The organism is Natronospirillum operosum (assembly GCF_004768465.1).
Taxonomy (GTDB): Bacteria; Pseudomonadota; Gammaproteobacteria; order Pseudomonadales; family Natronospirillaceae; genus Natronospirillum; species Natronospirillum operosum.
In genome coordinates this window covers 498,920-522,966 of the sequence record NZ_SRMF01000002.1, presented here as the reverse complement: position 1 = coordinate 522,966, position 24,047 = coordinate 498,920, and the positions used below count along the sequence as shown (strand labels likewise).

Here is a 24,047-nt window from a genome sequence, read left to right as displayed (position 1 = left end):
CGCCGCAGGAGAGTATCGTATGAAACAGCAACCCATACTGGTGGGCGGCGAATGGAAGCTGGGCAGCGGCAACCCCATGCAGTCCGTATTCCCGGCCGACGGCTCGGTCAATGCCGAACTCAGGGCAGCGGGCCTGGAGGATGTGGAAGCCGCCATCGCCGCTGCCGACGCCGCCTGGCAGGCACCCGGCTGGCGCGACCGGCTGCCCCATGAAAGGGCCGCCGTGCTGTACCGGGTCAGCGATCTGATCATGGCCCGGCAGGAGGAACTGGCGGCGCTGCAGACCCGCGACAACGGCAAGCCACTGGCCGAAACCCGGGCTCTGGTCGCCAGCGCGGCCGGCACCGCGCGCTACTTTGCGGCGGTCAGCGAGACGCTGGACAGCGAGATCACCACGCCGCGTCTGCCCGACACCATGACCTTCAGTCAGTATGAGCCGCTGGGCGTCATTGCGGCCATCACGCCGTGGAATTCCCCCATTGCCAGTGAAATGCAGAAGGTGGCCCCGGCGCTGGCTGCCGGCAATGCCGTCATCATGAAACCGGCAGAGGCCACACCGCTGCTGGCCCTGAAAATGGGCGAGCTGTTCGAGGAAGCCGGTCTGCCGAAGGGTCTGCTGAGCGTACTGCCGGGCAAGGGCAGCGTGATCGGGGAGGCCATCTGCCGGCACCCAAGGGTGCGCCGGATCTCCTTTACCGGCGGCACCCGGACCGGCCGGCACCTGGCCCATGTGGCGGCCGACAAGCTGATCTCGACCTCGCTGGAACTGGGCGGCAAGTCGCCCACCATTGTGTGCCCGGACGCGAATCTGGAACAGGCCGTCAAGGGTGTCGTATTCGGCATATTCAGTTCCTCCGGCCAGGCCTGTATTGCTGGCTCGCGGCTGTTCATCCACGCAAGCCGTTATGACGAATTCATGGCTCGGCTGCTGGCGGTGACGCGCAACCTTCGTGTCGGTCACCCGGAAACCGAGGGCACGCATATCAGCCCGCTGATCACGCCCGAACATCGGGACAGTGTGGCCGCCTATGTGGACCAGGCACGAGCCGATGGCGGCCGCATCCTGTGCGGCGGTGCCATTCCCGACGACCCGGCGCTGGCCAGCGGCAACTATTACCTGCCGACCATCATCGACAGCCTGCCTCATGACAGCGTCGCCTGTCAGGAGGAGATCTTCGGCCCGGTGCTGGTGGTGTTCTCCTACCGTGACGAAGACGAACTGGTCCGCCTGGCCAACGACAATGTCTATGGCCTGGCCGCCGGCATCTGGACGGCCGACTATCAGCGCGCGTTCAGTCTGGCGCGCCGACTGGCTGTCGGCACGGTCTGGATCAATACCTACAAGAAATTCTCCATCTCCACGCCGTTCGGCGGTTACAAGGACAGCGGCATCGGTCGCGAAAAAGGCCGCCAGGGAGTGCTGGCATACATGCAGCAGAAGAGCCTTTACCTGGGGATGAGTCCCGAACCCATTGGCTGGAGTGACTGAGGCCAGCGATCCATTGCCCTGGAGGAATTTATGAACAATGCAGTCTCTGTTGGTACGGCCATCAGTCAGACCCTGGAAGACTATGGTGTGGACGCTGTCTATGGCGTGATCTCCATTCACAACCTGCCCATCGCCGATGCCATCGGGCAGCGCCAGCGGATTCGCTTCGTGCCGGCACGCGGCGAGGCCGGTGCCGTGACCATGGCCGATGCCCACACCCGGGTCGGCAGCCTGGCCGTCGCCCTGACCAGCACTGGTGCCGGTGCCGGTAACGCCATTGGCGCGTTGATGGAAGCCTACAACGCCGGAACGCCCATGCTGCACCTGACCGGCCAGGTGGAAACCGGTTATCTGGATCGCGAGGCCGGCTTCATTCATGAAACCAAGGACCAGTTGAATGTACTGCGCGCCTGCTGCAAGGCCGCCTACCGGGTGACCACGCCAGAGCAGATGATTCCCGTGCTGCACCGGGCCATTCAGGAGGCGCGTACCGCGCCTTCGGGGCCGGTCAGTATAGAAATTCCCATCGATATACAGGCCGCGACGCTGAACTATACACCCCTGCCCACGGTTGCACCGCTGCAGTTGCCCCAGCCATCGGCGGAGCAACTGGATCAATTGGCAGAACGGCTGCTCAGCGCCCGGCGGCCAGTGCTCTGGATCGGCGGCGGCGCCCGCCATGCGGGGGCGTCCGTCAGGGCGCTGGCCGATGCCGGCATTGCCGTGGTGTCCAGTACGCACGGGCGGGGGGTACTGCCCGACAGTCACCCGCGCAGCCTGCGTGCCTTCCACAGTAGTGAATCCGTGGAGCAGCTCTTTGGCACCTGTGATCTGATGGTGGTGGCCGGCTCCAAGCTGCGCAGCAATGAAACCCGCACCTACTCGGTGGTTTTGCCGCGCCCGCTGGTGCAGATAGATGCGGACCCGGCAGCGGCACAGCGCAACTATGTGGTGGACGATTTCCTGTGCGGCGACTGTGCCGAGGTGCTGGTGGCACTGGCCAGTCGTGTGGCCGGTCGCCGACAGCCCGATGCCGAGTTTGATGCCGCCATGGCGGCCGCAGTGAAGGGCGCAGAGCAGGCCCTTCGTGATCAGGTGGGGGCCTATGCCCGGCTCAGTGATGCGGTACGCGGCAGTCTGGCCGATGACGACATCTTCGTGCGCGATATTACTGTCTCGGGCAGTACCTGGGGCAGTCGCCTGTTGCCGACAGAGCGTCCCCGCACCAATATTCACTCACTGGCCGGGGCCATCGGGCTGGGTCTGGCCATGGGCATTGGCTGTGCTGTGGCTCAGCCTGAAAAGCGGGTGCTGGCGCTGGTCGGTGACGGCGGCCTGGCACTGGGTATTGGCGAAATCGCCACCCTGGTACAGGAACAGCTCAACATGACGTTGCTGGTCATGAATGACGGTGGCTATGGCGTGATGCGGGGCATCCAGCGCCAGCACTTCGACAACCGCCAGTACTTCAACGATCTGCACAACCCGGATTTCCAGCTGCTGGCCCAGGCCATGGGTCTGCCGGCCTGGCGGGTGACCAACGCGGATCAGTTCAACAGCGTACTGCAGGCGGCCAACCAGACCCAGGGGCCGGCACTGGTGGAAGTTGACATGAACAGTGTCGGTGAACTGAAGTTTGCCGGACCGCCGCAGAAGAAACTCTACTGACGGCCCGGCCGGTTCGCCTGGTCAGGCCGGAGCGTCGGATACTTCCGCCAGCTCCGCTTCCAGGCGGGCCTGCTCTTCCCCGGAGGTGGTGGCAAAGCGAGCTATCAGCAGGTAGGCCACCGGCGTCAGGAACAGCGTGAACACCGACGCCAGCCCCAACCCCATCACGATCACCCAGCCCAGCGCTTCGCGCGCCTCGGCCCCCGGCCCGGTAGACAGAATCAGCGGCAGACCGCCCAGCACGGTGGAGCTCATGGTCATCATGACCGGGCGCAGCCGGATGATGGCGGCTTCTTCAATGGCTTCACGCACTGACCGACCGCGATCACGCAGTTGGTTGGCAAACTCCACCATCAGGATGCCGTTCTTGGCCATGATACCCACCAGCAGCACCAGCCCGATCTGGCTGTAGATATTCAGCGACACCCCGGTCAGCAGCAGCGCAAACACCGCACAGGCCAGCCCGAAGGGCACCGTGAACATGACGATGAAGGCGCTGACAAAGCTCTCGAACTGGGCGGCCAGGACCAGAAATACCACCAGCATCGCAAAACCGAAGGTGATCAGCAGCGCGTTCCCGGTTTCATCCAGTGCTGCCGCTTCTCCCAGCGGCAGGATGCGCATGTTGTCGGCCAGCAGCGGATTGGCCAGGCTCTGCGCTTCTGCGAGTGCCTCGCCGAGAGCGAAGCCATCGGCCAGGCTGGCGGTGATGGCAATGGCCCGCATCTGGCCCTCGCGGTTGAGCGAGGGAGAAACGGCACGCTCTTCCAGCTCCACTATGGTCGACATCGGCACCATGCGTCCGTCATCGGTGCGCACGAAGAGGTTCTGCAGGTCGGAAGGGTCGCGTACCGGCTGCGACGTGGTCAGCAGACGGATGTCGAAGCTGCGGTCCTCGATAAACACCGAGCCGACCGTGTTGCCTTCCAGCATGGCCTGCAGGGTGCCGGCCAGGCCGTTGATCTGGATGCCCAGGTCGTTGGCGCGCGCACGGTCGATATTGATGCCAAGCTGGGGCTGGGTGGTTTCGAATGACAGGTTGACGCGCCCGAACCTCGGGTCCTGCTGCATCTGGCCGACCAGGTCATCGGCCACTTCGCTGAGCGCTTCATAGCTGCTGCCGGTGAGCGCAAAGCGCAGGCCCTGGCCACCCCCGCGAATGCCCAGGCTGTTGGGCTGGATGGCAAAGGCCTGCACGCCGGGTACGGTACTCAGCAGGCCGTTGATTTCACCGACGATATCCTGCTGACTGCGTGCCCGTTCGGATTTGGGCGGCAACGTCATGACCATGAAGGCACGGTTGGGTGAGGCGCCGAAACCGGCAATGGTGAAGGTGTTGGCGATCTCGCCGTTGTCCTGCAGCGGCTGTAGCAGAGCCTCGATCTGCCGCACCTGGCGGTCGGTGTAGTCCAGACTCACTCCCTGCGGTGCCGATATCGACAGCAGAGCCACCGAGCGGTCTTCTTCCGGGGTCAGCTCGTTCTCGATGGACCCGAACAGGCTGACGGCGAAGGCACCGAACATCAGGGCCACGGCTACCGATACCATGGGCGCCGCCAGGCAGGCGCGCAGCAGGCGCTGATAGAAGGCGGCCAGCAGGTCGCCGACCAGATCGAACAGGCCACGCGGCGCGGGCGTCCCGTTTTCATCCGTGCCATTGGCCGGGGCAGCACGCAGCAGCCGCGAGGACAGCATGGGACAGAGCGTCAGGGCCACGATGGACGACAGCACCACAGCCAGGGCCAGGGTGAAACCGAACTCGCGGAACAGGCCGCCGGCCTGACCGGGCAGAAAGGACAGCGGTATGAACACGGCGGCCAGGGTGGCCGTGGTGGTCACCACGGCAAAGAACACCTGTTGCACACCGAGCACGGCGGCAGCGCGCGGGCCCATGCCCTGATTGCGCTTGCGCACGATATTCTCCAGCACCACTATGGTGTCATCCACCACCATGCCGGTGGCCAGTACGAGTGCCAGCAGGGTCAGAATATTGACCGAGAATCCGGCCAGATAGATGGCGGCCATGGTGCCGACCAGCGCCACCGGTATGGTAATGGCCGGGATCAGGGTGGCCCGCCAGTCGCGCAGGAAGACGAATATCATCAGGGTGACGATGCTGACAGCCAGCAACAGGGTTTTCAGAGCCTCTTCGATCGAGCCCCGAATGAAGGTGGCATCATCACTGGTGACCTGGATGCGCACGCCCTCCGGCAACACGGCCTGGATATCGTCCACGGCAGTGCGCACGCCGTTGGAAATCTCCAGCGTGTTGGACTGGGCCTGGCGCACAATGCCAACCCCCACGCCAACGCGGCCGTTGGTGCGCAGTACACTGTCACTGGGGTTGTCGCCCAGGGTCACGTTGGCGACATCGCCAAGCCGCACGCGCGGTCGCAACTGCAGGGCTTCGAACTCTTCCGGGGTCGAGACTTGGGAGGTGGTGCGCACCACCAGACTCTGGTCGGCACTGGACAGCGAGCCGGCCGGGGCGTCAAAGGACACATTGTTCAGCGCCTGCTGCAGATCCGCAATGGTCAGGCCGTAGGCGGCCAGGCGGGACGGGTCGACATCGACACGGAAAATCTCGTTGCGGGCACCGAAGTTCTGTACATCGGCCACGCCGGGTACGGCCGCCAGCCGGTCCACCACATCGTCTTCCAGAATCTGGGTCAGTTGCTGAACCGACAGATGATCGGCAGTTACGGACAGCCGGATGATGGGCTGCGCGTCCGCATCCGCCTTGACGATTCTGGGTTCATCGGCGCCGTCAGGCAGGCGGTTGATAATGCGGCTGATAGCATCCCGGATGTCGGTGGCCGCCGTATCCAGATTGGTGTCGCTGCAGAATTCCATGGTGATGCGGCTGCGGCCGAAGTTGGAACTGGAGGAGATCGAGTTGATGCCGGACACCCGCGCCACGGTCCCCTCGAGGACGCTGGTGATCTCCCGGTCCACGGTTTCCGGCGCGGCGCCGGTATAGCTGGTGGTGATGGTGATCACCGGGTTGTCGACTTCCGGCAGTTCGCGCACCTCGACACCAGCCAGCCCGGCCAGGCCAGCCACGACGATGAGTGCGGAGACCACCAGGGCCAGTACCGGGCGGCGTACAAAGAGAGCAGTGAAGCCGCCCATGCGGGCGATACGGGGTGTGGATGACATGCTCAGCCCTCCTGCGGTGCTTCGGTTGGCGCATCAACCAGCTGTACTTGCGCCCCCGGGCGCAGCGCCTGCACACCCTCGATGACCACGGTGTCGCCGATCTGCAGGTCGGCTTCCACCAGCACCTGATTGCTGTCGCGTTGCACAATGCGTACGGGCACCCGCTGCACCTGATCTTCTGAGTCTATGCGCCAAACAAAGGCGCCATCGGAACTCCACTGAATGGCCAGCGGGTCCACGGCCGGGTAGGTCTCACCCGGAAAGTCGAGATGAATATTGAACGACATGCCCGGGCGCAGTCGGTCATCTTCGTTGGGTATGCGTGCCCTGACACGCAGGGTGCGGCTGTCGGTTTCCAGGCGGCTGTCCAGTTCACTGATGGTGCCTTCCAGGTCGCGGTCGGCGGCCGACAGGGCATTGACGCGAATGGCAGTGCCCACTTCCAGTTGCCCCACATAGCGTTCCGGCACCCTGAATTCGACCAGCAGTTCGGAGCGGTCATCGATGCGCGTGATCTCCGACTGCTGGCTGATGAAGCTGCCCGGCTCAATGGACAGGTTGCCCAGCACGCCGGTCAGCGGGGCCAGTATGGTGCGTCGCTCCAGCGCCAGCTCGGCTTCGCGCCGCTGCAGGCGGGCGTTGTCGAGCGCAGACTCGGCTTCGTTGACTTCGGCCTCGGTGACAGAACTGGCGCTCTGCATGCGTTGCAGGCGATTCAGTCGGGTTTCGGCATCGCGCACGGCCAGTTCGGCCCGGTCCAGTGCTATGCGCTCGGAAGCATCATCCAGGCGGGCAATGACATCGCCAGTGCTGACCAAGTCACCGGAACGACGTTCGATCGTGGCCACACGACCACCCACTTCCGGCGTTACCATGACCGAGCGCAGAGCCTCGCCGTCGCCTATGGCGGTCAGGCGATCCGAGCGCTGACCTTCGACAACCTCGGCACCAATGACCGAAGCCGTGCCACCAAAGCCTGGGCCGCCACCGCCCTGTCCGGAGCCTTCCGACGCCTGGGCGAAGCCCATCTGTGCACGCCAGTCTGCGGCTCCGGGGTGCCACCAGAGCCAGCCGCCGGCGCCGAGAAGGAGGATGAAGAGGGTTATTGTCGCTTGTTTCCAGACAGCCATGAAAAACTCCGCTGATCGGGTTGCTGCCCCGATCAATTGTTCTGCCAGTCAGTGTATGCCGGTGCCTTTCTCCGGCGTTCTGACCACTACGTATGAAACGCCATATTGGCCCAGTTGGTTTGTGTTCCGAAATAACACAATCTGCTATGATCTCGCCGCGATGTGAACCGACTGGAGAAACCTTTACATGAGTGTCCGCGAAATTCGCCATCCACTGGTGCAGCACAAGCTCAGCCTGTTGCGAGACAAGGACATCAGCACGCGCAGTTTTCGCGAGCTGACCGGCGAGATCGGCAGCCTGCTGACCTATGAGGCGACAGCGGACCTCGAACTGGAAGAGTATACCGTGGAAAGCTGGATCGGACCTACTGCGGGCCAGCGGATCAAGGGCAAGAAGATCACCGTCGTGCCCATATTGCGCGCCGGTCTGGGCATGCTGGATGGGGTGCTCAGCATGGTGCCGAGCGCCAAGGTCAGTGTGGTGGGCCTGTACCGTGACGAAGAAACCCTGCAGCCGGTGACCTACTTCGAGAAGATGGCCAGTGACATTGATCAGCGCATGGCACTGATCGTTGACCCCATGCTGGCCACCGGCGGGTCCATGCTGGCCTGTATCGACATGCTCAAGGCGGCCGGTTGTGAGCAGATCAGGGCCCTGGTGCTGGTCGCCGCGCCCGAGGGCATTCGACTCATTGAAGAAAAACATCCCGATGTCGAGCTCTATACCGCCGCCATTGACGAGCGGCTGAATGATCAGGGTTATATTGTCCCGGGTCTGGGCGATGCGGGCGACAAGATTTTCGGTACGCGCTGAGCGTTGCGGCTGAGCGTTGAGTGAGAAAACAACCGGAAAAACAGAGCACAGAAAAAGAGAAAAATCAGAAAAGGAATCGCACTTATGACAACTCCTGCCATGCCTGCCTGGCGCACCCCCCTGGTGGGCGCGCAAATGCTGGTGGTCGCTTTTGGCTCTCTGGTCCTGATGCCCCTGCTTACGGGTCTGGACCCCAGCGTGGCGCTGTTCACTGCCGGTGTCGGCACCCTGATCTTCCACTTCATTACCGGCAGAAGCGTGCCTGTTTTCCTGGCGTCGTCCTTTGCCTTTATCGCGCCCATCGGCTATGCGGTGCAGACTTGGGGTATGTCGGCCACCATGGGGGCGCTGGTCGTCACCGGGGTGCTGTATATCCTGCTGTCTGCAGCGGTGAAGTGGAAGGGCCCCGGCTTCCTGCACTTTATCCTGCCGCCGGTGGTTATCGGGCCCATCATCATGGTGATCGGCCTCAGCCTGGCGCCGGTTGCGGTCAATATGGCCATGGGTGAAACCGGTGATTACGGCTACGGGCCGGCCCTGTTCGTGTCCATGACAGCGCTGATTGCCACCGTGGTCACGGCCGCGTTTGCGCGCGGTATCTTCCGCGTTGTGCCCATCCTGATCGGGGTTGTGGTGGGCTATCTGGTTGCCCTGCCCATGGGCATGGTCGACTTTACCCCCATGCAGGAATCGGCCTGGGTCGCCTTGCCCGAATTCGTGGCGCCCACCTTCCAGTGGCAGCCCATTCTGTTCATGATTCCGGTGGCCATTGCACCGGCAGTCGAGCATGTGGGTGATGTCATGGCCATCAGCAAGGTGACCGGCAAGGACTATGTCACCAAGCCCGGCCTGCATCGCACCCTGTTGGGTGACGGGGTGGCGACATCCACAGCCGCCCTGTTCGGCGGCCCGCCCAACACCACCTATTCCGAGGTGACCGGTGCCGTCATGCTGACCAAGATGTTCAACCCGGTCATCATGATCTGGGCGGCGGGCTTTGCCGTGGTGCTGGCCTTTATCGGCAAGCTGGGTGCCATTCTGCAGACCATTCCGGACCCGGTCATGGGTGGTATCCTGGTGGTCCTGTTCGGCTCCATTGCCGCCGTGGGCATGAATACCCTGGTGCGCAACGGTGTCGACATGACCCGCGAGCGCAACCTGATCATCGTCGCTGTCACGCTGGTTTTCGGCATCGGTGGCATGGTGGTTGGTCAGGCCGAGTTTGCGCTGCAGGGCATCGCCCTGTGCGGCGTGGTGGCCATTGTGCTGAACCTGGTGCTGCCGGGTCGTGATCAGGCCGACGCCAGGGTCTGATGCGCCCGGTCTGGTGGTACCGGAGCCCGTTGCGGCTCCGGTGCCACCGATACTTTTTCTACGCCAAAACCATACTTTCCCTGCCTGATTCTGCCTGCTACGGCCTTATCCACTGATTCGAAGCCTCTGTCTGTCCGTCTGCCTGATCAAAAAAGTATCAGCATTGTTCCTTTAGGTATTGGTGCATTCCTGGCCAAAGGCATTCAATAGGAGGTGCATAGCCCACTGTGGCGGTAACCAGTGCGTACCGCGCAGTGACACAACAACAAAAGTGAGCAGGTATACAACATGCAAACGAGCAACTCCAGGACGGCATTGGCTGTCGCCGGTGTCCTGTCCGTGACTATCGCCAGTTCGGCCTTCGCCCAAACGACGCTGACCATCGGCACCGTGAACAACGGTGACATGGTACGCATGGAAAGGCTGGCCTCCGTGTATGAAGAGCAGAATCCGGGCATTACACTCGATTTTGTGGTGCTGGAAGAAAATGTGCTGCGCCAGCGCATGACCACAGATATTGCTGCCGGCAGTGGTCAGTTCGACATCATGACCATCGGCAGTTATGAAACCCCGATCTGGGGCGCGAACGAATGGCTGGTGCCGTTGGACGATTTGCCCGCCAGCTATGAGGTCGATGATCTGTTTGACTCCGTGCGCGATGGTCTTTCGCATGACGGCACGCTGTATGCGCTGCCGTTCTATGCCGAAAGCTCCATGACCTACTACCGTACCGATCTGTTTGCGGAGGCCGGGCTGGACATGCCCGAGAACCCGACCTGGGATCAGGTACGGGATTTCGCCCAGACGCTGCATGATCCATCCAATGATCAGTATGGCATCTGTCTGCGCGGTCTGGCGGGCTGGGGCGAGAACATGGCGCTGGTGAGCACCATGGTGAACGCCTTCGGCGGCCGCTGGTTCGATATGGACTGGGAGCCGCAACTGGACTCTGCGGAGTGGAATGAAGCGATCAGCTTCTATGTCGATCTGCTGGGCAACTATGGCCCTCCGGGCGCCAGCTCCAACGGTTTCAACGAAAATCTGTCCCTGTTCAACAGCGGCAACTGTGCCATGTGGGTGGATGCCACCGTGGCCGGCGCCTTTGTGACTGACACGTCCGACAGCAGGGTGTACGACAGTGTCGGCTTTGCTGCCGCACCACACCAGGTGACCGAGAAAGGCAGTGGTTGGCTCTGGACCTGGGCGCTGGCGATTCCCACCAGTTCGCAGAATCAGGAAGAAGCCACAGACTTCATCGCCTGGGCCACCTCGCAGGAATACTCCGAGCTGGTAGCGGCAGAAGATGGTATCGCCGCCATCCCACCGGGTACCCGTCAGTCCACCTACGCTAATGATGACTACATGGCGGCAGCCCCCTTTGCCGCCATGACGCTGGCGCAGATGGAAAAAGCCGACCCCAACGACCCCACGCTCGAGCCGGTGCCCTATACCGGGGTTCAGTTCGTGGCCATCTCGCGCTTCCAGTCCTTTGGGACCAATGTGGGGCAACAGATTGCAGGTGCGCTGGCAGGCAACATGACAGTCGAGCAGGCGCTGCAGAACTCGCAGCAGACCGTGCGCCGAGAGATGGTGCGTGGCGGCTATATCGACTGAGCGCTGACTCTCAAGCCCTCGCAACCGGGTGGCCGTGGGGCCACCCGGGCGGCAACGCCACACTGCAGTTCGCTGTCAGAGTGTCGTTGCCGCCCTTGACTGCCCGAAGAGTGAATCCATCATGGCGACGCACAACTATAACCGCAGCATGGCGCGCTGGCTGTTGATGCCGGCCGTTCTGCTGCTGATTGTCTGGATGGCCGTGCCACTGAGCATGACCATCTACTACTCCGTACTCGACTTCAATCTGCTCATGCCCGGCATGCGCGATTTTGTCGGCTTCGAAAACTATGTATTCTTTTTTACTGATCCGAGTTTCATCGCCGGCCTGCGCAACACGCTGGTGCTGGTCGGGTCAGTACTGATTATTACCATCGGTCTGGGCACCCTGATTGCAGTGCTCATCGACCAGCCGTTCTACGGGCGCAATATCGTCCGCATACTGGTCATTGCCCCCTTCTTCATCATGCCGACCGTCAATGCGCTGGTGTGGAAGAACCTGATGTTTCATCCGGTGAACGGTTTTCTGTCCTTTGTCTATCGGGTATTCGGTGCCACGCCGGTGGACTGGTTCTCCCAGTACCCGATGTTGGCGATAATCATTATCGTCAGTTGGCAGTGGCTACCCTTTGCCATTCTCATTCTGATGACGGCGCTGCAGTCGATGGACCAGCAGCAGGTGGAAGCGGCCCGCCTGGAAGGCGCCGGCCCGGTGGCCGTGTTCCGGCACATCGCCATTCCGCACCTGCAGCGGCCGCTGGTGGTGGTGCTGATGATTCAGACCATCTTCCTGCTCACCATCTTCGCGGAAATCTATACCACCACGGGCGGTGGCCCGGGCACCCAGACCACCAACCTGGCCTATCTGATATTCCATCAGGCATTGCTGCAATTCGATGTGGGTATGGCCTCTGCCGGCGGCATCGTGGCGGTCATCCTGGCCAACATTGTAGCCATCTTCCTGATTCGTGTGGTCGGCAAGACCCTGGCGGAGCACTGATCATGTTACTGAACCTGCACAGCCATAATCTGATGAAAACCCTGCTGGCCACCGTGATTTGCTGGACGGTGGCGCTGCTGATCTTCTTTCCCATCTTCTGGATGGTGCTGACGTCGTTCAAGACCGAAATCGCGGCCATTTCCATGCCGCCGCAGTTCATCTTCGAACCGACGCTGGACAACTATCGGCGCATCTTCGAACGCACCAACTACACGCGCTACGCCTGGAACTCGGTGGTGGTCAGTGTCGGCTCCTCGATACTGGGCATGATCATCGCCGTGCCGGCGGCCTACGCCATGGCGTTCTATCCGTCACCGCGCACCAAGGGCACGCTGCTGTGGATGCTGTCGACCAAGATGCTGCCGCCGGTCGGGGTGCTGATCCCCATCTACCTGCTGTTCCGGGACCTGTCGCTGCTGGATACGCGCCTGGGTCTGACCATGATCTTCATGCTGATGAACCTGCCGATCATGGTCTGGATGATCTACACCTACTTCCGTGAAATTCCTCCGGAGATTCTGGAAGCCTCCCGCATGGATGGCGCCAATACCCGCGAGGAAATACTCAAGGTGGTGGTACCCATGAGCAAGGGCGGGCTGGCGGCAAGCTTTCTGCTGGCGCTGATCCTGTCCTGGAACGAAGCCTTCTGGTCGCTGAATCTGACCGCCTCCAGGGCAGCCACACTGACGGCTTTCATTGCTTCCTACTCCAATCCCGAAGGGCTGTTCTGGGCTCGCTTGTCTGCCGCGTCGACGCTGGCCGTGGCGCCCATTCTGATATTCGGCTGGTTGAGCATGAAACAACTCGTTCGCGGACTGACGTTCGGGGCGGTCAAGTAACAGACAAGGGTGTTTTGACCATGACTAGTATTCAGGCGTATTACCGACAGACTGCCAACACGGGGCCGGAGGGCAGATCGCTGCTACCCGGAATCGTGCATGTCGGTGTCGGGGCCTTTCACCGTGCACACCAGGCCTGGTATCTGGAGCGCCTCAACCGCCTGCATCAGCAGGAGGTGAAATGGGGTATTAGCGGCATCGGCCTGCTGGCGGGTGACAGTGATTTCCTGCATCGTCTGGAGGGGCAGGATTGCCTCTATACACTGACGCTGGTGGACCAGGCACAGCGTGACACCTGGGCCATAGGGGCCATCACCGAGGTCATTGCCGCCGCCGAGGACAGAGCCCGCGCCCTGGCACGCCTGGCCAGCCCGGATACTCGCATCATCAGTACCACCATTACCGAGGGTGGCTATCTGTATGATTTCGAGACCGATCAGTTCATCGCCGAGCATCCGGCGGTGGTGCATGATCTTGCAAACCCCGAGGCACCGCAGAGTCTGTTCGGCTATCTGCTGCTGGCTCTGCGGCTGCGCCGGGACCGCAATGCCGGCCCCGTGACCCTGTTGTCGTGCGACAATGTGCCGGGCAACGGCTCGGTGTTTCGCCAGGCGCTCACCGCCTTTGTGCGTCTGGCCGGTGATGAGGCGCTGCTGCACTGGATGCAGAGCAATGTCAGCTTCCCAAACTCCATGGTGGACCGCATCACGCCGACGCCCACCGCCGAACTGGCGGCTGATGTTGCGGCCCGGACCGAGGTCGATGATGCGTGCCCGGTGCTGGGGGAGTCCTTTGCGCAGTGGGTGGTCGAGGATGACTTCATTGCCGGACGGCCGGCACTGGAGCAGGTGGGTGTCGAGTTCACGCCCCATGTGGCGCACTACGAGCGCCTGAAGCTGCGTATTCTCAACGGTACGCACATCACCGTGTCCTGTATTGGCCGGATGCTGGGCCTGACCTATATCCACGAAGCCATGGAAGATTCGCTGCTGGGCCCGCTGGCGCGCCAGTTGATGGACCAGGATGCACACGCCGGTATAGGCCATTTCAGTGATGCCGAGATTGACACCTACAAGGACACCATTGTGCACCGGTTTGCCAATCCGGCCATTGCGGACAGCATTGACCGGGTGGCCTCGGATGGCTTCAGCAAGCTGAAAAACTATCTGATGCCCATTCTGCGGGACTGTCTGAACCGGGGGCAGGTCTCACCGCGACTGGCATTGGCTTTCGCCTGCTATCTGCGCCACCTGGAAGGCCGTAATGACCATGGCGAGCCGGTCGTCATCAATGAGCCTGCACTGTCGGAGTCCGAGCGCCAGCATTTTCCTGGCCGGGTAAAAGCCTTTCTGCGGCTGCCACAGTTCCTCGGTCAGGATGACAGTGCGCCGGCGCGGGCGTTTATTGCAGAGACCGAACGCCTTCATGATTCCCTTGTCGCCAGGGGAACGGCCGCCACGCTTCTCGACATCAGTGTGTCCTCTGTGGTGTGAGCCGGTTTCCACCCGGATGCAATTGCATCCGGGTGGTTTTTTTGCACCGGGGCAACAAAGTTCCGAGCGATTCGAGAGGTGTTGAGCATGTTCCGTCTTCGCATGCACAGGCTGCAACCTTCCATCCTGTTGAGAATAGCCGGCGGGTTCCTGGTGATCATTCTGCTGCTGGCCGCATCGACCCTCATCACCATGCACAGTTCCCGCACCACCATGATCGGGGTGGACCGCATGACCACCAGCGCCAACCCGATTCTGCACACGACGGGTACACTGGATCTGGAACTGAGCCAGCTCAGCGAGCTGTTCCAGTTGCATCAGGCCAGCAATGAGCGGGCTGTCATGCCTGATCTGCAAGACGATTTCGAACTGACCAGAACCCGTATCGGTGCCGAGTCGGACCAGTTGCTGGCCTACCTGGATGATCTGGGCGAAACCTCGGCGCAGGTGTCGATGGTGCAGCGGTTCGACGCCCAGATCGCACAACTGGTGCAGCGCATGCGGCAACTGATGATGGAACATCAGGACGCTCTGGGGCGGGTGGATCAGATTCGCCAGCGCCGGGACGAAATCACGACTCTGGAGGCGGATATCAGTCATCTGTTCGAAGATCTGGTGTGGTCACTGCCGGATGACGAAGCGGTTGCCATCGCGCTGGAATTCTATGCCTCCTTCCTGCACGGACTGATGCTGATGAAGGATATCGATATCGCGGATCAGGCTGACGTGCTGGAACGGCTGGACCAGGCCTTCGGCGACTGGGAGATGCAGCACAACAATCAGTTCTTTGCCTTTACCGGCATGGTGGCACGGCAGCCGGAGACGCAGCAGCTGGTGCAGACCGTGGATGAGCTGACCGAGCAGATGGTGCAGGGCACCCGGGGGCATGACGACCAGCCCGGTCTGATCAGCCTGCGGGCTCAGGCTGTGGCCAGCCAGGCCCGCTACAGTGCCGAACTGGCGGACCTGACCGCGGACATTGAACAGGCCAAGCTGGAACTGACGGCGCTCAACCAATTCGCCGAGCGCTTCGCCCGGGAGACCAACCAGCAAGTGGCAGCGAATCTGGCGCGTACGCTGAACCTGTCGCTGGCATCCTTGCTGGCGTCCATCCTGCTGGGCGGGCTGATCTCGGCGCTGATTATCCGCAGCATCCGGCAACCCATGCAGCGGCTGACGCGGTCCCTGTCCCACCTCGGAGAAGGGGACCTGACCTGGGCTACGCAAGGCCACAGGCGCGACGAGATGGGTGTGCTGGAAGGTTCCGTGGAGCAGGTGCGGCAGTCTCTGCTTGATATGATACAGTCCATTCGCGGTCAGTCGGAGCGCCTGCGACAGCAGGCCGAGGGCGGCCGCAACCTGGCCGAGACGATGCGGGACCGTACCGCAGAGCAGAGCCGGGAAACCGACAGCATTGCCTCGTCCATGCAGGAGATGGCCACCACTGTGGGGGCTGTCAACACGAGCGCCCGCGAGGGCATGAATCATGCGGACGAGGCCCTGCAGGAGATTGATGTGACCGTTGCTGCGGTGCAGCAGAATCGGGAATCACTCACCGCCCTGAAAGAGCGTGTGATTCATGCCGAAGCCTTTACCGGTGAGCTGTCCGGGCGCATGGCAGACATTGAGTCAGTGTCGGAGGTGATCCGGGACATTGCCGAACAGACCAACCTGCTCGCTCTCAATGCTGCCATAGAGGCTGCCCGGGCCGGCGAGCATGGCAGAGGGTTTGCGGTGGTGGCGGATGAGGTGCGGTCGCTGGCCAGTCGCACCCAGAGTTCCACCACGGAAATTCGGGCCACGGTTGAAGGTCTGCTGGCGGGACACCGGGAACTGGCCGAAACCATGCGCTATTGCCTGCAGGGTGTGGGCGACAGCCATGCGGTGGCCGCCGACAGTGCCGATGCCATGCTGGCCTTCCGCGATCGCATGGGCCAGATCAACCACATCAGTCAGCAGATCAGCGTCACCACCACCGAGCAGGGCACCACCGCCGAGGACATCACGCGCCGGGTGACCCGCATAGCGGATATTGCCCGCGCCAACGAGCAACTGTCGGTGGAGGCCAGGGACGCTGCGGCTGTACTGGGCGACCTGACGGCGGAACTGGAAACACTGGTACAACGCTTCAGGATTCAATAAATTGGTCAGTGGTTGTACAGACTGGCAACAAAACAACAGAGCGAAACAACAGAGCAAAACAACAGAGATAGCGTCGAGAGGTGAAGCATGACTGTCACCCGCCCCAGCTACGAGATGATAGAAGAGCAGGACAACTGCTTTCAGTACCGTGAACATGATGCTTTCAGCGACCTGATACGCTGGCACTATCATGAGGAATACGAGCTGCATTTGCTGGTCAGTTCCCGCGGCAAGAGCTTTGTCGGCGACTATGTGGGCACCTTCCAACCCGGCTGCCTGATTCTGACCGGCCCCAACCTGCCCCACAACTGGATCTCCCTGAGCGACATTTCCACCGGTGTACGCGACCGGGTGATCAACTTTACCCACGAATTCATGCTGTCACTGATGGCGCTGGTGCCGGAAGCCCGTTCGATGCGTCGAATGCTGGCTGACGCGCGCTATGGCATTCAGTTCACTCCCCATATCAGCGAATGCGTCGAGCCCTGGTTCCAGACGCTGTCGGAACAGCAGGGGCTGCAGCGTTTCAACGCCTTCTTGCAGATCATGGAGCGGCTGTCAGCCTCCGGGGCCTACACGCGGCTGTCGACGCGGCAGTATGACGATGCCCACGATACGCAGACTCTGGACCGCATCAACCGGGTGGTGAACTATATGACCGAGCACTTCACCGATACCTGCAGCCTGGAAGATGTGGCGGCGCAGATTCAGCTCAGTCCGGAAGTGTTTTCGCGCTTTTTCCATCGCGCTACCGGGCATCGGTTCAAGGACTTCCTGACTCGCCTGCGCGTGGGCAAGGCCTGTGAATATCTGGAAAGCACCGACTGGCCGGTCACCAATATCTGTTATGAGGTCGGTTTCCGCAACCTGTCGAATTTCAACCGTCGCTTTCTGGATGTGAAGGGCATGACGCCTACCGAATACAGGCGCAATATCGCGCAGCGTGACCGGCGGGCCACCAGCCATATTCTGTTGTAGACAGGTTTGTATCCTGTCAGGCTTGGTGGGCCTGCTGCATCCACAGCAGTTGATCTTCCTGTTGTACATAACGCTGGCTGGCATCGCGGCGGTACTGGCTGGGTGTCATGCCCTTGAAGTCACTGAACCGTCGATTGAAATTGGCCACATTGTTGAAGCCGACTTCGTAGCAGATGGTAGTGACGTGCTGGTCGGTTTCCACCAGCAGGTGGCAGGCCCGGCTGATGCGCACCCGGTTGACGAAATCCACAAACCGATGACCGGTAGCCTGGCGGAAGAAGCGCGAGAAGTAGGTCTCTGTCATACCCACCAGGCGTGCCATGTCACCCAGGCTGATCGGGCTCTCGTAGTGGGCCATCACATGGTCGATCACCCGGTTGATCTTCTGTTGTGCGGCCTCGTTGGCCGGTGAATCGACCTGCACTGATGACAGCAGGCGATAGTCCGGCCAGGCGGCCAGTTCCTGCATCAGGGCCAGAAAGCGTTGCAGGCGGGCCAGCCCGGTGGTTTCACGAATGCCGGCCAGTTGGCTGCGTACCCAGTGCGGGTCGGTGCCGAGAAACTCCAGCCCCGAGCGGGAGCGCTCGAGCATGGGACGGATTTCATTCAGTTCGGGCAGCAGGCGCATGGCCTCGTCCAGCGTCGAGGGGCTGAAATGCAGCGCCATGTCACGCAACTCGGCCCGGTACTGGTCGCCGTTGCAGACCCAGTTGTGAGGCAGTCTGGGGCCGGTCAGTATCAACTGGCCCGGGGCGAAGGGGCCGATATGGTCGCCCACGAACACCTTGCCGCGCGTGGCCACGATAAAGTGCAGCTCGTAGTCATCATGGGCATGCCAGCGGATCAGTTCGCTGGGAACGCCATGTTCGATGTAGCGCACGGTACCGGCGCGATGATCGGTGATTTCCAGTTCCGGCGCTGTGGTCTGACGCTGTTGGCTCATGGCACTCTCCCGCTCCCGGCCTGACGGCACTCTGCAGGGGCGTTGTGTGGGGTCCCCCAATTACCCATTTAACGACGAACCACCACAAACCACCAGTATGTACTGCCGAAAAATCTGTACTATTTTGTCATCCCTGCCCGAGTCTGCAGGCAGGCCGCTGGTCTACTCCTTCAGGGCGCCCTGCGTAAGCCCGGAAATGAACTGGCGTGATGCCAGCAGGAAGGCCACTATCGTGGGCACCATCATGATGATGATACCGGCGAACATCATGTGCCACTGTACCGAATACTGCTGATTGAACTGCCGGATACCCAGGGTCAGCGGGAAGTTCTCCGAGCTTTGCAGGAAGATCAGCGGCAGAAAGTACTCGTTCCATGACAGCACAAAGGTGAGCAGGGCCACCGTTGCCACCGCCGGCTTGACCAGGGGCAGCATGATACTCCAGTAGATGCGAAACGGCAGTGCACCGTCCATGCGGGCAGCTTCCTCCAGTTCCTTCGATATGCCGCGCATGAAGGACACCAGAATGAACACAGACACCGGCATCATGCTGGCCGATTGCACCAGAATGACCCCCAGCAGGCTGTCCAGCAGGCTCAGTTCGCGCACAATCACGAACAGGGGCGCCAGGGTCAGGCGGATGGGAATGATGACCCCAAGCATGAAACACATGAAAATGAAGGTGCTGCCGCGAAAGGGCATGCGTGACAGCACAAAGGCCGTCGTGGTGGCACAGAACACCACCAGCACCACGCAGGAGACGGCTATGATGGCCGAATTGAGAAAGTAGGTGCCGAAGTTCGCCGATGTCCAGGCGTCGAGGTAGTTGCTCCAGGTCACCGGGTCCGGAAAGCCGAACGGCTCCCGAAATACCTGGCCCACATTAGGCTTGAGGGAGTTCAGGATGGCCGCGCCGAAAGGCAGCAACACCACGGTAGCCCAGGCCAGCAGGATCACCTGGACGACCAGTTGCTCTCGGTGGCTGAGGCGGAAAATCTTGTCCATAACTTGAACCTCTTTTGCGAGCTCTCAGTCTCGGCGCAGATTGCGCAGAGCCAGGATGATGGCCGCCGGCATGATCATGATGGCCGTCAGCAGGCCGATGGCTGCCGCCATGCCGAAGTTGGTGTTCACTGACGCTGCCGAGCCCCCGAAGGCGGTGCGGAACAGATAGGTGCCCATGACATCGGTGGAGCGCAGCGGACCGGCCTCGGGCCCCATGATCAGCAGGGTGTAGTCGGCATTGTTGAACACGTCGACCATGATGATGACGGTAATCAGCACAAAGGCCGGCGCCAGCACCGGCATGACGATATGACGGATGGCCTGCAGCCGGTTGGCACCGTCCAGGATGGCCGCCTCCAGCAGGTCATTGCGCACGGCCAGAATGGCCGACAGCACCAGCATGATCGCGAAACCCATGCGGTGCCAGGAGTAGAAGAGGGCGAGTGTAACCAGCGCCGTGTCTTCACTGCCCAGAAACGGAATCGGAGCCTCGGTGATGCCAAGGCCGGTCAGGGCGGCATTCAGCGGCCCCCGGGTGTTGACGAACAGATCAAGCAGGAAGGCCACCGCTGCGGCAGCCAGCGGATAGGGCAGAAAAAACAGGGTCTGGTAGGTCTTGCGACCCCAGGTTCTGAAACTCAGCAGCAGGGCCAGGCCAGTGCCGATAATCAGGAAGCTGCCGATGACCACGAAAAAGAAGATGACATTCTGGAAGAAGGCATTGAACAACTGGTCGCGGAAATAGGGGTTCAGCAGCACCTGGCGAAAGTTGTCGAGCCCGACATAGTGCATCTCGCCGATACCCCGCCAGCGCACCTGAGAAAGGTACAGCAGACCCAGCAGGGGAATGAAATTGAACAGACCATAGAGGACGACACCGGGCACGAGCAGCAAGGTGCGCTCAAGGCGTTCCCGTATGGCATAGCTCATGCGCCGACGACCTTTGGTGGTATCGGCGGGCGTCGTGGAAAGAGAGCGTGTCATAGGGTTTATCCGGTCAGCATGGATAAAAAGGCCGACCGCCGGAGAGGTTCAGGCGGTCGGCAGTCGGTTGGCTCACAGATAATGGATCACTGTCTCAGCTGCAGTGATCAGCGCCCACATAGCCCCAGCCATTGAGGCCATTCTGAATAGCCTGAGCTGTACTTTCCGCATCGGCCCTGCCCGCAACCAGACGGGCCACTTCATCGGCCACGAGCTGTGCATAGCTCGGCTCGTCGGCATTCAGTTCGTAGGAGAAGAACGGATTGGCAGCCACATTGTTCTCGGCGATCAGCCGCGCTGCGGTCGCGATGCGTTCATCGTCCACATTCAGATCATAGTTGGCGGCCGGGAGGCCGACATGTTCCGCGTAGAGCTGGGCGAACTCTTCCGTGATCACAAACTGCAGTACCTTCTCGATGGCATCCTGCTTGTTGGAGTTCGGGTTGGCGGCCAGACCGAAATCCGGGAAGCCATAGGCCCTACCTTCCGGGATAGGCATGATGCCCAGCTCCAGATCCGGTTCAATATCGAACATGGGTGAGGCCGGTCCGGCGGACCAGATACCGTCGATCATCATGGCTGATGTACCCAGTGCCACATCGGTACGCATGGCGCCATAGTCATCCGCAAGGGGGTTCGGGTTCAGCCAGCCATTGTCGCGCCAGCGTTCAACCGCACGCAGGGCATCCACATAGGCGTCATCAGTAAAACAGGCGTCCCCGGTAATCACGTCGCGGGTCCAGTCATCTCCGGCAAAGCCGGCGATCAGCACTTCGTTGAACACCTGGTTGACCCACCAGCCGGCGCGCGCGCCCACATGCATCGGTACGATGCCGTTCTCCTCCAGCGTGGCGAAAGCCGCTTCCAGTTCGGCCAGGGTCTGGGGTTCACTGATGCCGTGCTGCTCCAGTGCTGCCCTGTTGTAGAGAATCGCCTGCAGCTCCATGCCGACAGGCACCGAGTAGACCACGCCGTCCGAGCCGGTGCTGCCGGTAATGGCGGCAGCACCGAACATGTCCAGATCGACGTCATAGTCGCTGATGGGAGCGATCACGTCTGCGTCCATCCAGGATGACAGCCAGGGCGCTCCGGCCTTGGCAAAGAACAGATCGGGCCGATTGCTCTGCATGTCGACGCGCAGCTTGGACTCGAAATCTTCCGTGGTGGTGTCCAGGCGGACAGTCACGCCGTCAATCAGGTTGTTGTCGTTGATATAGGTCCACAGGGCTTCATCCTGAGGGCGCCAGGTGTAGGTGTTCAGTACGGTGTCCGCATAGACGGCCGTGCCGGCGCTCAGCGTAATGGCTGCCGTCAGACCTGCCAGGGTGCCTTTGATGTGTTTCATGGGGAGTCCTCTTGCCTGTTTTGTTGTTCTGTTGTTTTCGTTCTTGTTGATCAGCCCCTTTCAATACCAACAAGGGCCAATTAAGATACCAAAATAATACCTATTCTGTGCCATTGCAAGATCTGATCGAGCTGTCAGGGCCAGATTGTTTCACCACCCCAGCGCCGGAGTCCGGTAGTGCCAGCCCGCCTGCTGCCAGTGCCAGCGATGCTGCAGGCAGCGCTGACGAAAGTCCTCCAGGTTTCTGGTTTCGGCGCTGGACCAGGCACGTTCGGCCACTGCCAGCAGTCTGGGCAGCAACATGTAGGCGCGGCGTTCGGGCCGATCCGGCAGTTCGCTCCACAGGCAGGCCTGCAGGCCCTGCAGACGGTCCCGGGTGGCGGCATCCGTGTGTTCCCAGCCGGCCAGCGGTTCGTACTGATAGGCCTGTGCCAGGTCCGTGGTGCCGGCCCAGTAGTAGCCCGGCTCATGAAAACCCGGGTCCCAGGCCAGGTCGAGGTAGCAGTACTGGGCCGGTGTAAGCACAACCTGATATCCCTGCTGCGCAGCAGCCAGTCCGGCTTCCACGCCCTGCCAGGAGTAGACCGCAGTCAGCGGGCTGACCATGCCGTCGACAATGATTTCCTCCCAGCCACTGATGGTGCGTCCGTGGGTCTCCCGCAGCCAGGTTTCCAGTTCCCGCAGCAGCCAGCCATGCAGTTGCTCCACCCCGGCCAGCCCCAGTTCCTCTGCCCGCGCCCGGGCCTGTGGGCTGCCGGTCCAGACACCCGCCGGGACCTCGTCCGAACCCAGATGAACGGGTGCGTCGGGGAACAGCTCAACCACTTCGCTCAGGATATTCTTCAGTATGGTCAGCGTGGCGCTGACGCCCGGGTTCAGGGTGTTGTCGTCATAGCTCTGCACGCTCAGGTAGCGGGACTGATCGGCCGGGTCCTGCAGTTCCGGCAGGGCACGCAGCATGGCGCGGGCATGGCCGGGCAGATCGATTTCCGGAATGACCCGGATGCCCAGTGCGCCAGCGTGGCGCACCAAGGCTCTGACTTCATCCTGGCTGTAGAACCCCCCATGAGTATGGGCGCCGGTGCCCATCTGGGGCGGCATGGCCCGGTCCGGTCCGCGCCAGGCGCCGATCGAGGTCAGGGTCGGATAGGTCCGGATGTCGAGCCGCCAGGCTTCGTCATCGGTCAGGTGCCAGTGCAGGCGGTTCAGGCGATAGAGGGCGCAGAGTTCAAGCAGGTCGTGCAGTTCATCGATGGGCACGAAGTGGCGGGCGGTGTCGATGTGCAGGCCGCGGTAGTCGAAACGCGGTGCATCCTCGATGACCACGGGTTGCACTCTATGCCCGGCCAGCCATTGCACCAGGCTGGACAAGCCGGCATGGATGCCGGCGCCGTCGGCCACCGTCAGTTGTCCGCCGTGTGCCTCGATGGTCAGCCTGTAGCCGCCCTGCGGCAGGTCGGGCTGTTGTTCCAGGGTCAGGGGCCAGGCGGCGTTACTGTCCGGCGTGGTGGTCAGTTCCGGCCCGGCATAGCGCCGGAACAGCTGTGCCCAGGCGGTCGGGTCATCAAGTTCAGCCTGATCCGGAGTCCAGACGATGCGGGTCGGGCACGCAAAGGTGGTGGCCTCCGACAGCGTCAGCGCCTGGGGTTGCGGTATCAGTGTCTGCACACTGTCGGGCCGGGACACGGGCACCGGCTGCAGGTCCCAGTTCAGCAGTCCCGGTTGAATGTCCAGCTCGTGACACTGCCCTTCTGCGGTGCGCAGAAAATACCCGTAAGGACAGTCCGTGGCCTTGCGCAGCTTGCGTTTGCAGCTGTGCAGACGCAGTGTCAACTGATCGTCGGGCCCCAGTTGGGGCAGACGAATCCGGTGCAGATCGCCATCGCGACTGATCAGCTCGGCGCCCGAGATTTCACCGGCTTCAAGAGTTTCGGCCAGAGAAAAGTGCAGTTCGGCATTGACCAGCCGAACACCACTGGTGTTGGTGAGCACCAGGGTGAGCTGATAGCTTGCGGCATCCGGTGTGACCTGTTGCAGATGTCCGGCGATCGGGCAGGCTGTATCGGGCACGTCGGGCTCCTTTTGTGCGGACGTTGATTGTCATGGCTCTCTAAAGGTATTATATTGGTA

The 24,047-nt window shown here is 61.6% G+C and carries 17 protein-coding genes; 10 read left to right on the top strand and 7 right to left on the bottom strand.

The window, feature by feature from the left end; translation table 11 throughout:
• Positions 1 to 19 precede the first annotated feature (19 nt).
• Both E4656_RS08770 and E4656_RS08765 read left to right on the top strand, forming a co-directional pair.
• Positions 20 to 1,489 (top strand): aldehyde dehydrogenase, encoded by a 1,470-nt coding sequence (locus E4656_RS08770; RefSeq protein ID WP_135482815.1) that lies wholly within the window; start codon positions 20 to 22, stop codon positions 1,487 to 1,489.
• A 30-nt stretch (positions 1,490 to 1,519) separates the two neighbouring features.
• The gene (locus E4656_RS08765) at positions 1,520 to 3,157 is read left to right on the top strand and encodes a thiamine pyrophosphate-binding protein (RefSeq protein ID WP_135482814.1); all 1,638 of its coding nucleotides are present in this window, start codon (positions 1,520 to 1,522) and stop codon (positions 3,155 to 3,157) included.
• A gap of 21 nt (positions 3,158 to 3,178) precedes the next feature.
• On the opposite strand, the gene E4656_RS08760 is transcribed toward E4656_RS08765, so the two are convergent.
• Together E4656_RS08760 and E4656_RS08755 are read right to left on the bottom strand one after the other, a co-directional pair.
• On the bottom strand, positions 3,179 to 6,316 hold the full coding sequence (locus tag E4656_RS08760; protein WP_135482813.1) for an efflux RND transporter permease subunit: 3,138 nt from the start codon (positions 6,314 to 6,316) through the stop codon (positions 3,179 to 3,181).
• 2 nt (positions 6,317 to 6,318) lie between these two features.
• Complete coding sequence (locus E4656_RS08755) at positions 6,319 to 7,446, bottom strand: efflux RND transporter periplasmic adaptor subunit (protein WP_135482812.1); 1,128 nt, start codon at positions 7,444 to 7,446, stop codon at positions 6,319 to 6,321.
• Positions 7,447 to 7,633: 187 nt separating this feature from the next.
• Between E4656_RS08755 and upp the strand changes: the two genes are divergently transcribed.
• The 8 genes from upp to E4656_RS08715 all read left to right on the top strand — a co-directional run bounded on the left by upp (position 7,634) and on the right by E4656_RS08715 (position 17,640).
• Entirely contained in the window at positions 7,634 to 8,260 is a 627-nt protein-coding gene (upp, locus tag E4656_RS08750; RefSeq protein ID WP_135482811.1) for a uracil phosphoribosyltransferase, read from the top strand.
• An 84-nt stretch (positions 8,261 to 8,344) separates the two neighbouring features.
• On the top strand, positions 8,345 to 9,574 hold the full coding sequence (locus E4656_RS08745; RefSeq protein ID WP_135482810.1) for a uracil-xanthine permease family protein: 1,230 nt from the start codon (positions 8,345 to 8,347) through the stop codon (positions 9,572 to 9,574).
• Positions 9,575 to 9,862: 288 nt separating this feature from the next.
• A complete protein-coding gene (locus E4656_RS08740) occupies positions 9,863 to 11,188 on the top strand; it encodes an ABC transporter substrate-binding protein (RefSeq protein WP_135482809.1) in 1,326 nt (441 codons plus the stop codon).
• Between the two features lie 121 nt (positions 11,189 to 11,309).
• On the top strand, positions 11,310 to 12,188 hold the full coding sequence (locus E4656_RS08735; protein ID WP_135482808.1) for a carbohydrate ABC transporter permease: 879 nt from the start codon (positions 11,310 to 11,312) through the stop codon (positions 12,186 to 12,188).
• Between the two features lie 2 nt (positions 12,189 to 12,190).
• On the top strand, positions 12,191 to 13,027 hold the full coding sequence (locus tag E4656_RS08730) for a carbohydrate ABC transporter permease (RefSeq protein WP_135482807.1): 837 nt from the start codon (positions 12,191 to 12,193) through the stop codon (positions 13,025 to 13,027).
• 20 nt (positions 13,028 to 13,047) lie between these two features.
• On the top strand, positions 13,048 to 14,520 hold the full coding sequence (locus tag E4656_RS08725) for a mannitol dehydrogenase family protein (RefSeq protein ID WP_135482806.1): 1,473 nt from the start codon (positions 13,048 to 13,050) through the stop codon (positions 14,518 to 14,520).
• A gap of 87 nt (positions 14,521 to 14,607) precedes the next feature.
• Positions 14,608 to 16,662: a methyl-accepting chemotaxis protein gene (locus E4656_RS08720; RefSeq protein WP_135482805.1), complete on the top strand. Its 2,055-nt coding sequence runs from the start codon at positions 14,608 to 14,610 to the stop codon at positions 16,660 to 16,662.
• A gap of 87 nt (positions 16,663 to 16,749) precedes the next feature.
• Complete coding sequence (locus E4656_RS08715) at positions 16,750 to 17,640, top strand: helix-turn-helix domain-containing protein (protein ID WP_135482804.1); 891 nt, start codon at positions 16,750 to 16,752, stop codon at positions 17,638 to 17,640.
• A 16-nt stretch (positions 17,641 to 17,656) separates the two neighbouring features.
• Here the strand turns inward: E4656_RS08715 and E4656_RS08710 are convergent, their stop codons facing one another.
• From E4656_RS08710 to E4656_RS08690, 5 genes are all read right to left on the bottom strand, one after another.
• Complete coding sequence (locus tag E4656_RS08710) at positions 17,657 to 18,583, bottom strand: helix-turn-helix domain-containing protein (RefSeq protein WP_135482803.1); 927 nt, start codon at positions 18,581 to 18,583, stop codon at positions 17,657 to 17,659.
• Positions 18,584 to 18,745: 162 nt separating this feature from the next.
• Entirely contained in the window at positions 18,746 to 19,588 is an 843-nt protein-coding gene (locus tag E4656_RS08705; protein ID WP_135482802.1) for a carbohydrate ABC transporter permease, read from the bottom strand.
• Between the two features lie 24 nt (positions 19,589 to 19,612).
• A complete protein-coding gene (locus E4656_RS08700; protein WP_135482801.1) occupies positions 19,613 to 20,572 on the bottom strand; it encodes a carbohydrate ABC transporter permease in 960 nt (319 codons plus the stop codon).
• Between the two features lie 94 nt (positions 20,573 to 20,666).
• Positions 20,667 to 21,917: an ABC transporter substrate-binding protein gene (locus E4656_RS08695; protein ID WP_135482800.1), complete on the bottom strand. Its 1,251-nt coding sequence runs from the start codon at positions 21,915 to 21,917 to the stop codon at positions 20,667 to 20,669.
• A gap of 150 nt (positions 21,918 to 22,067) precedes the next feature.
• Positions 22,068 to 23,987 carry a beta-N-acetylhexosaminidase gene (locus E4656_RS08690; protein WP_135482799.1) on the bottom strand — a complete coding sequence of 640 codons (1,920 nt, stop codon included), beginning with the start codon at positions 23,985 to 23,987 and terminating at the stop codon, positions 22,068 to 22,070.
• Positions 23,988 to 24,047: the final 60 nt, after the last annotated feature.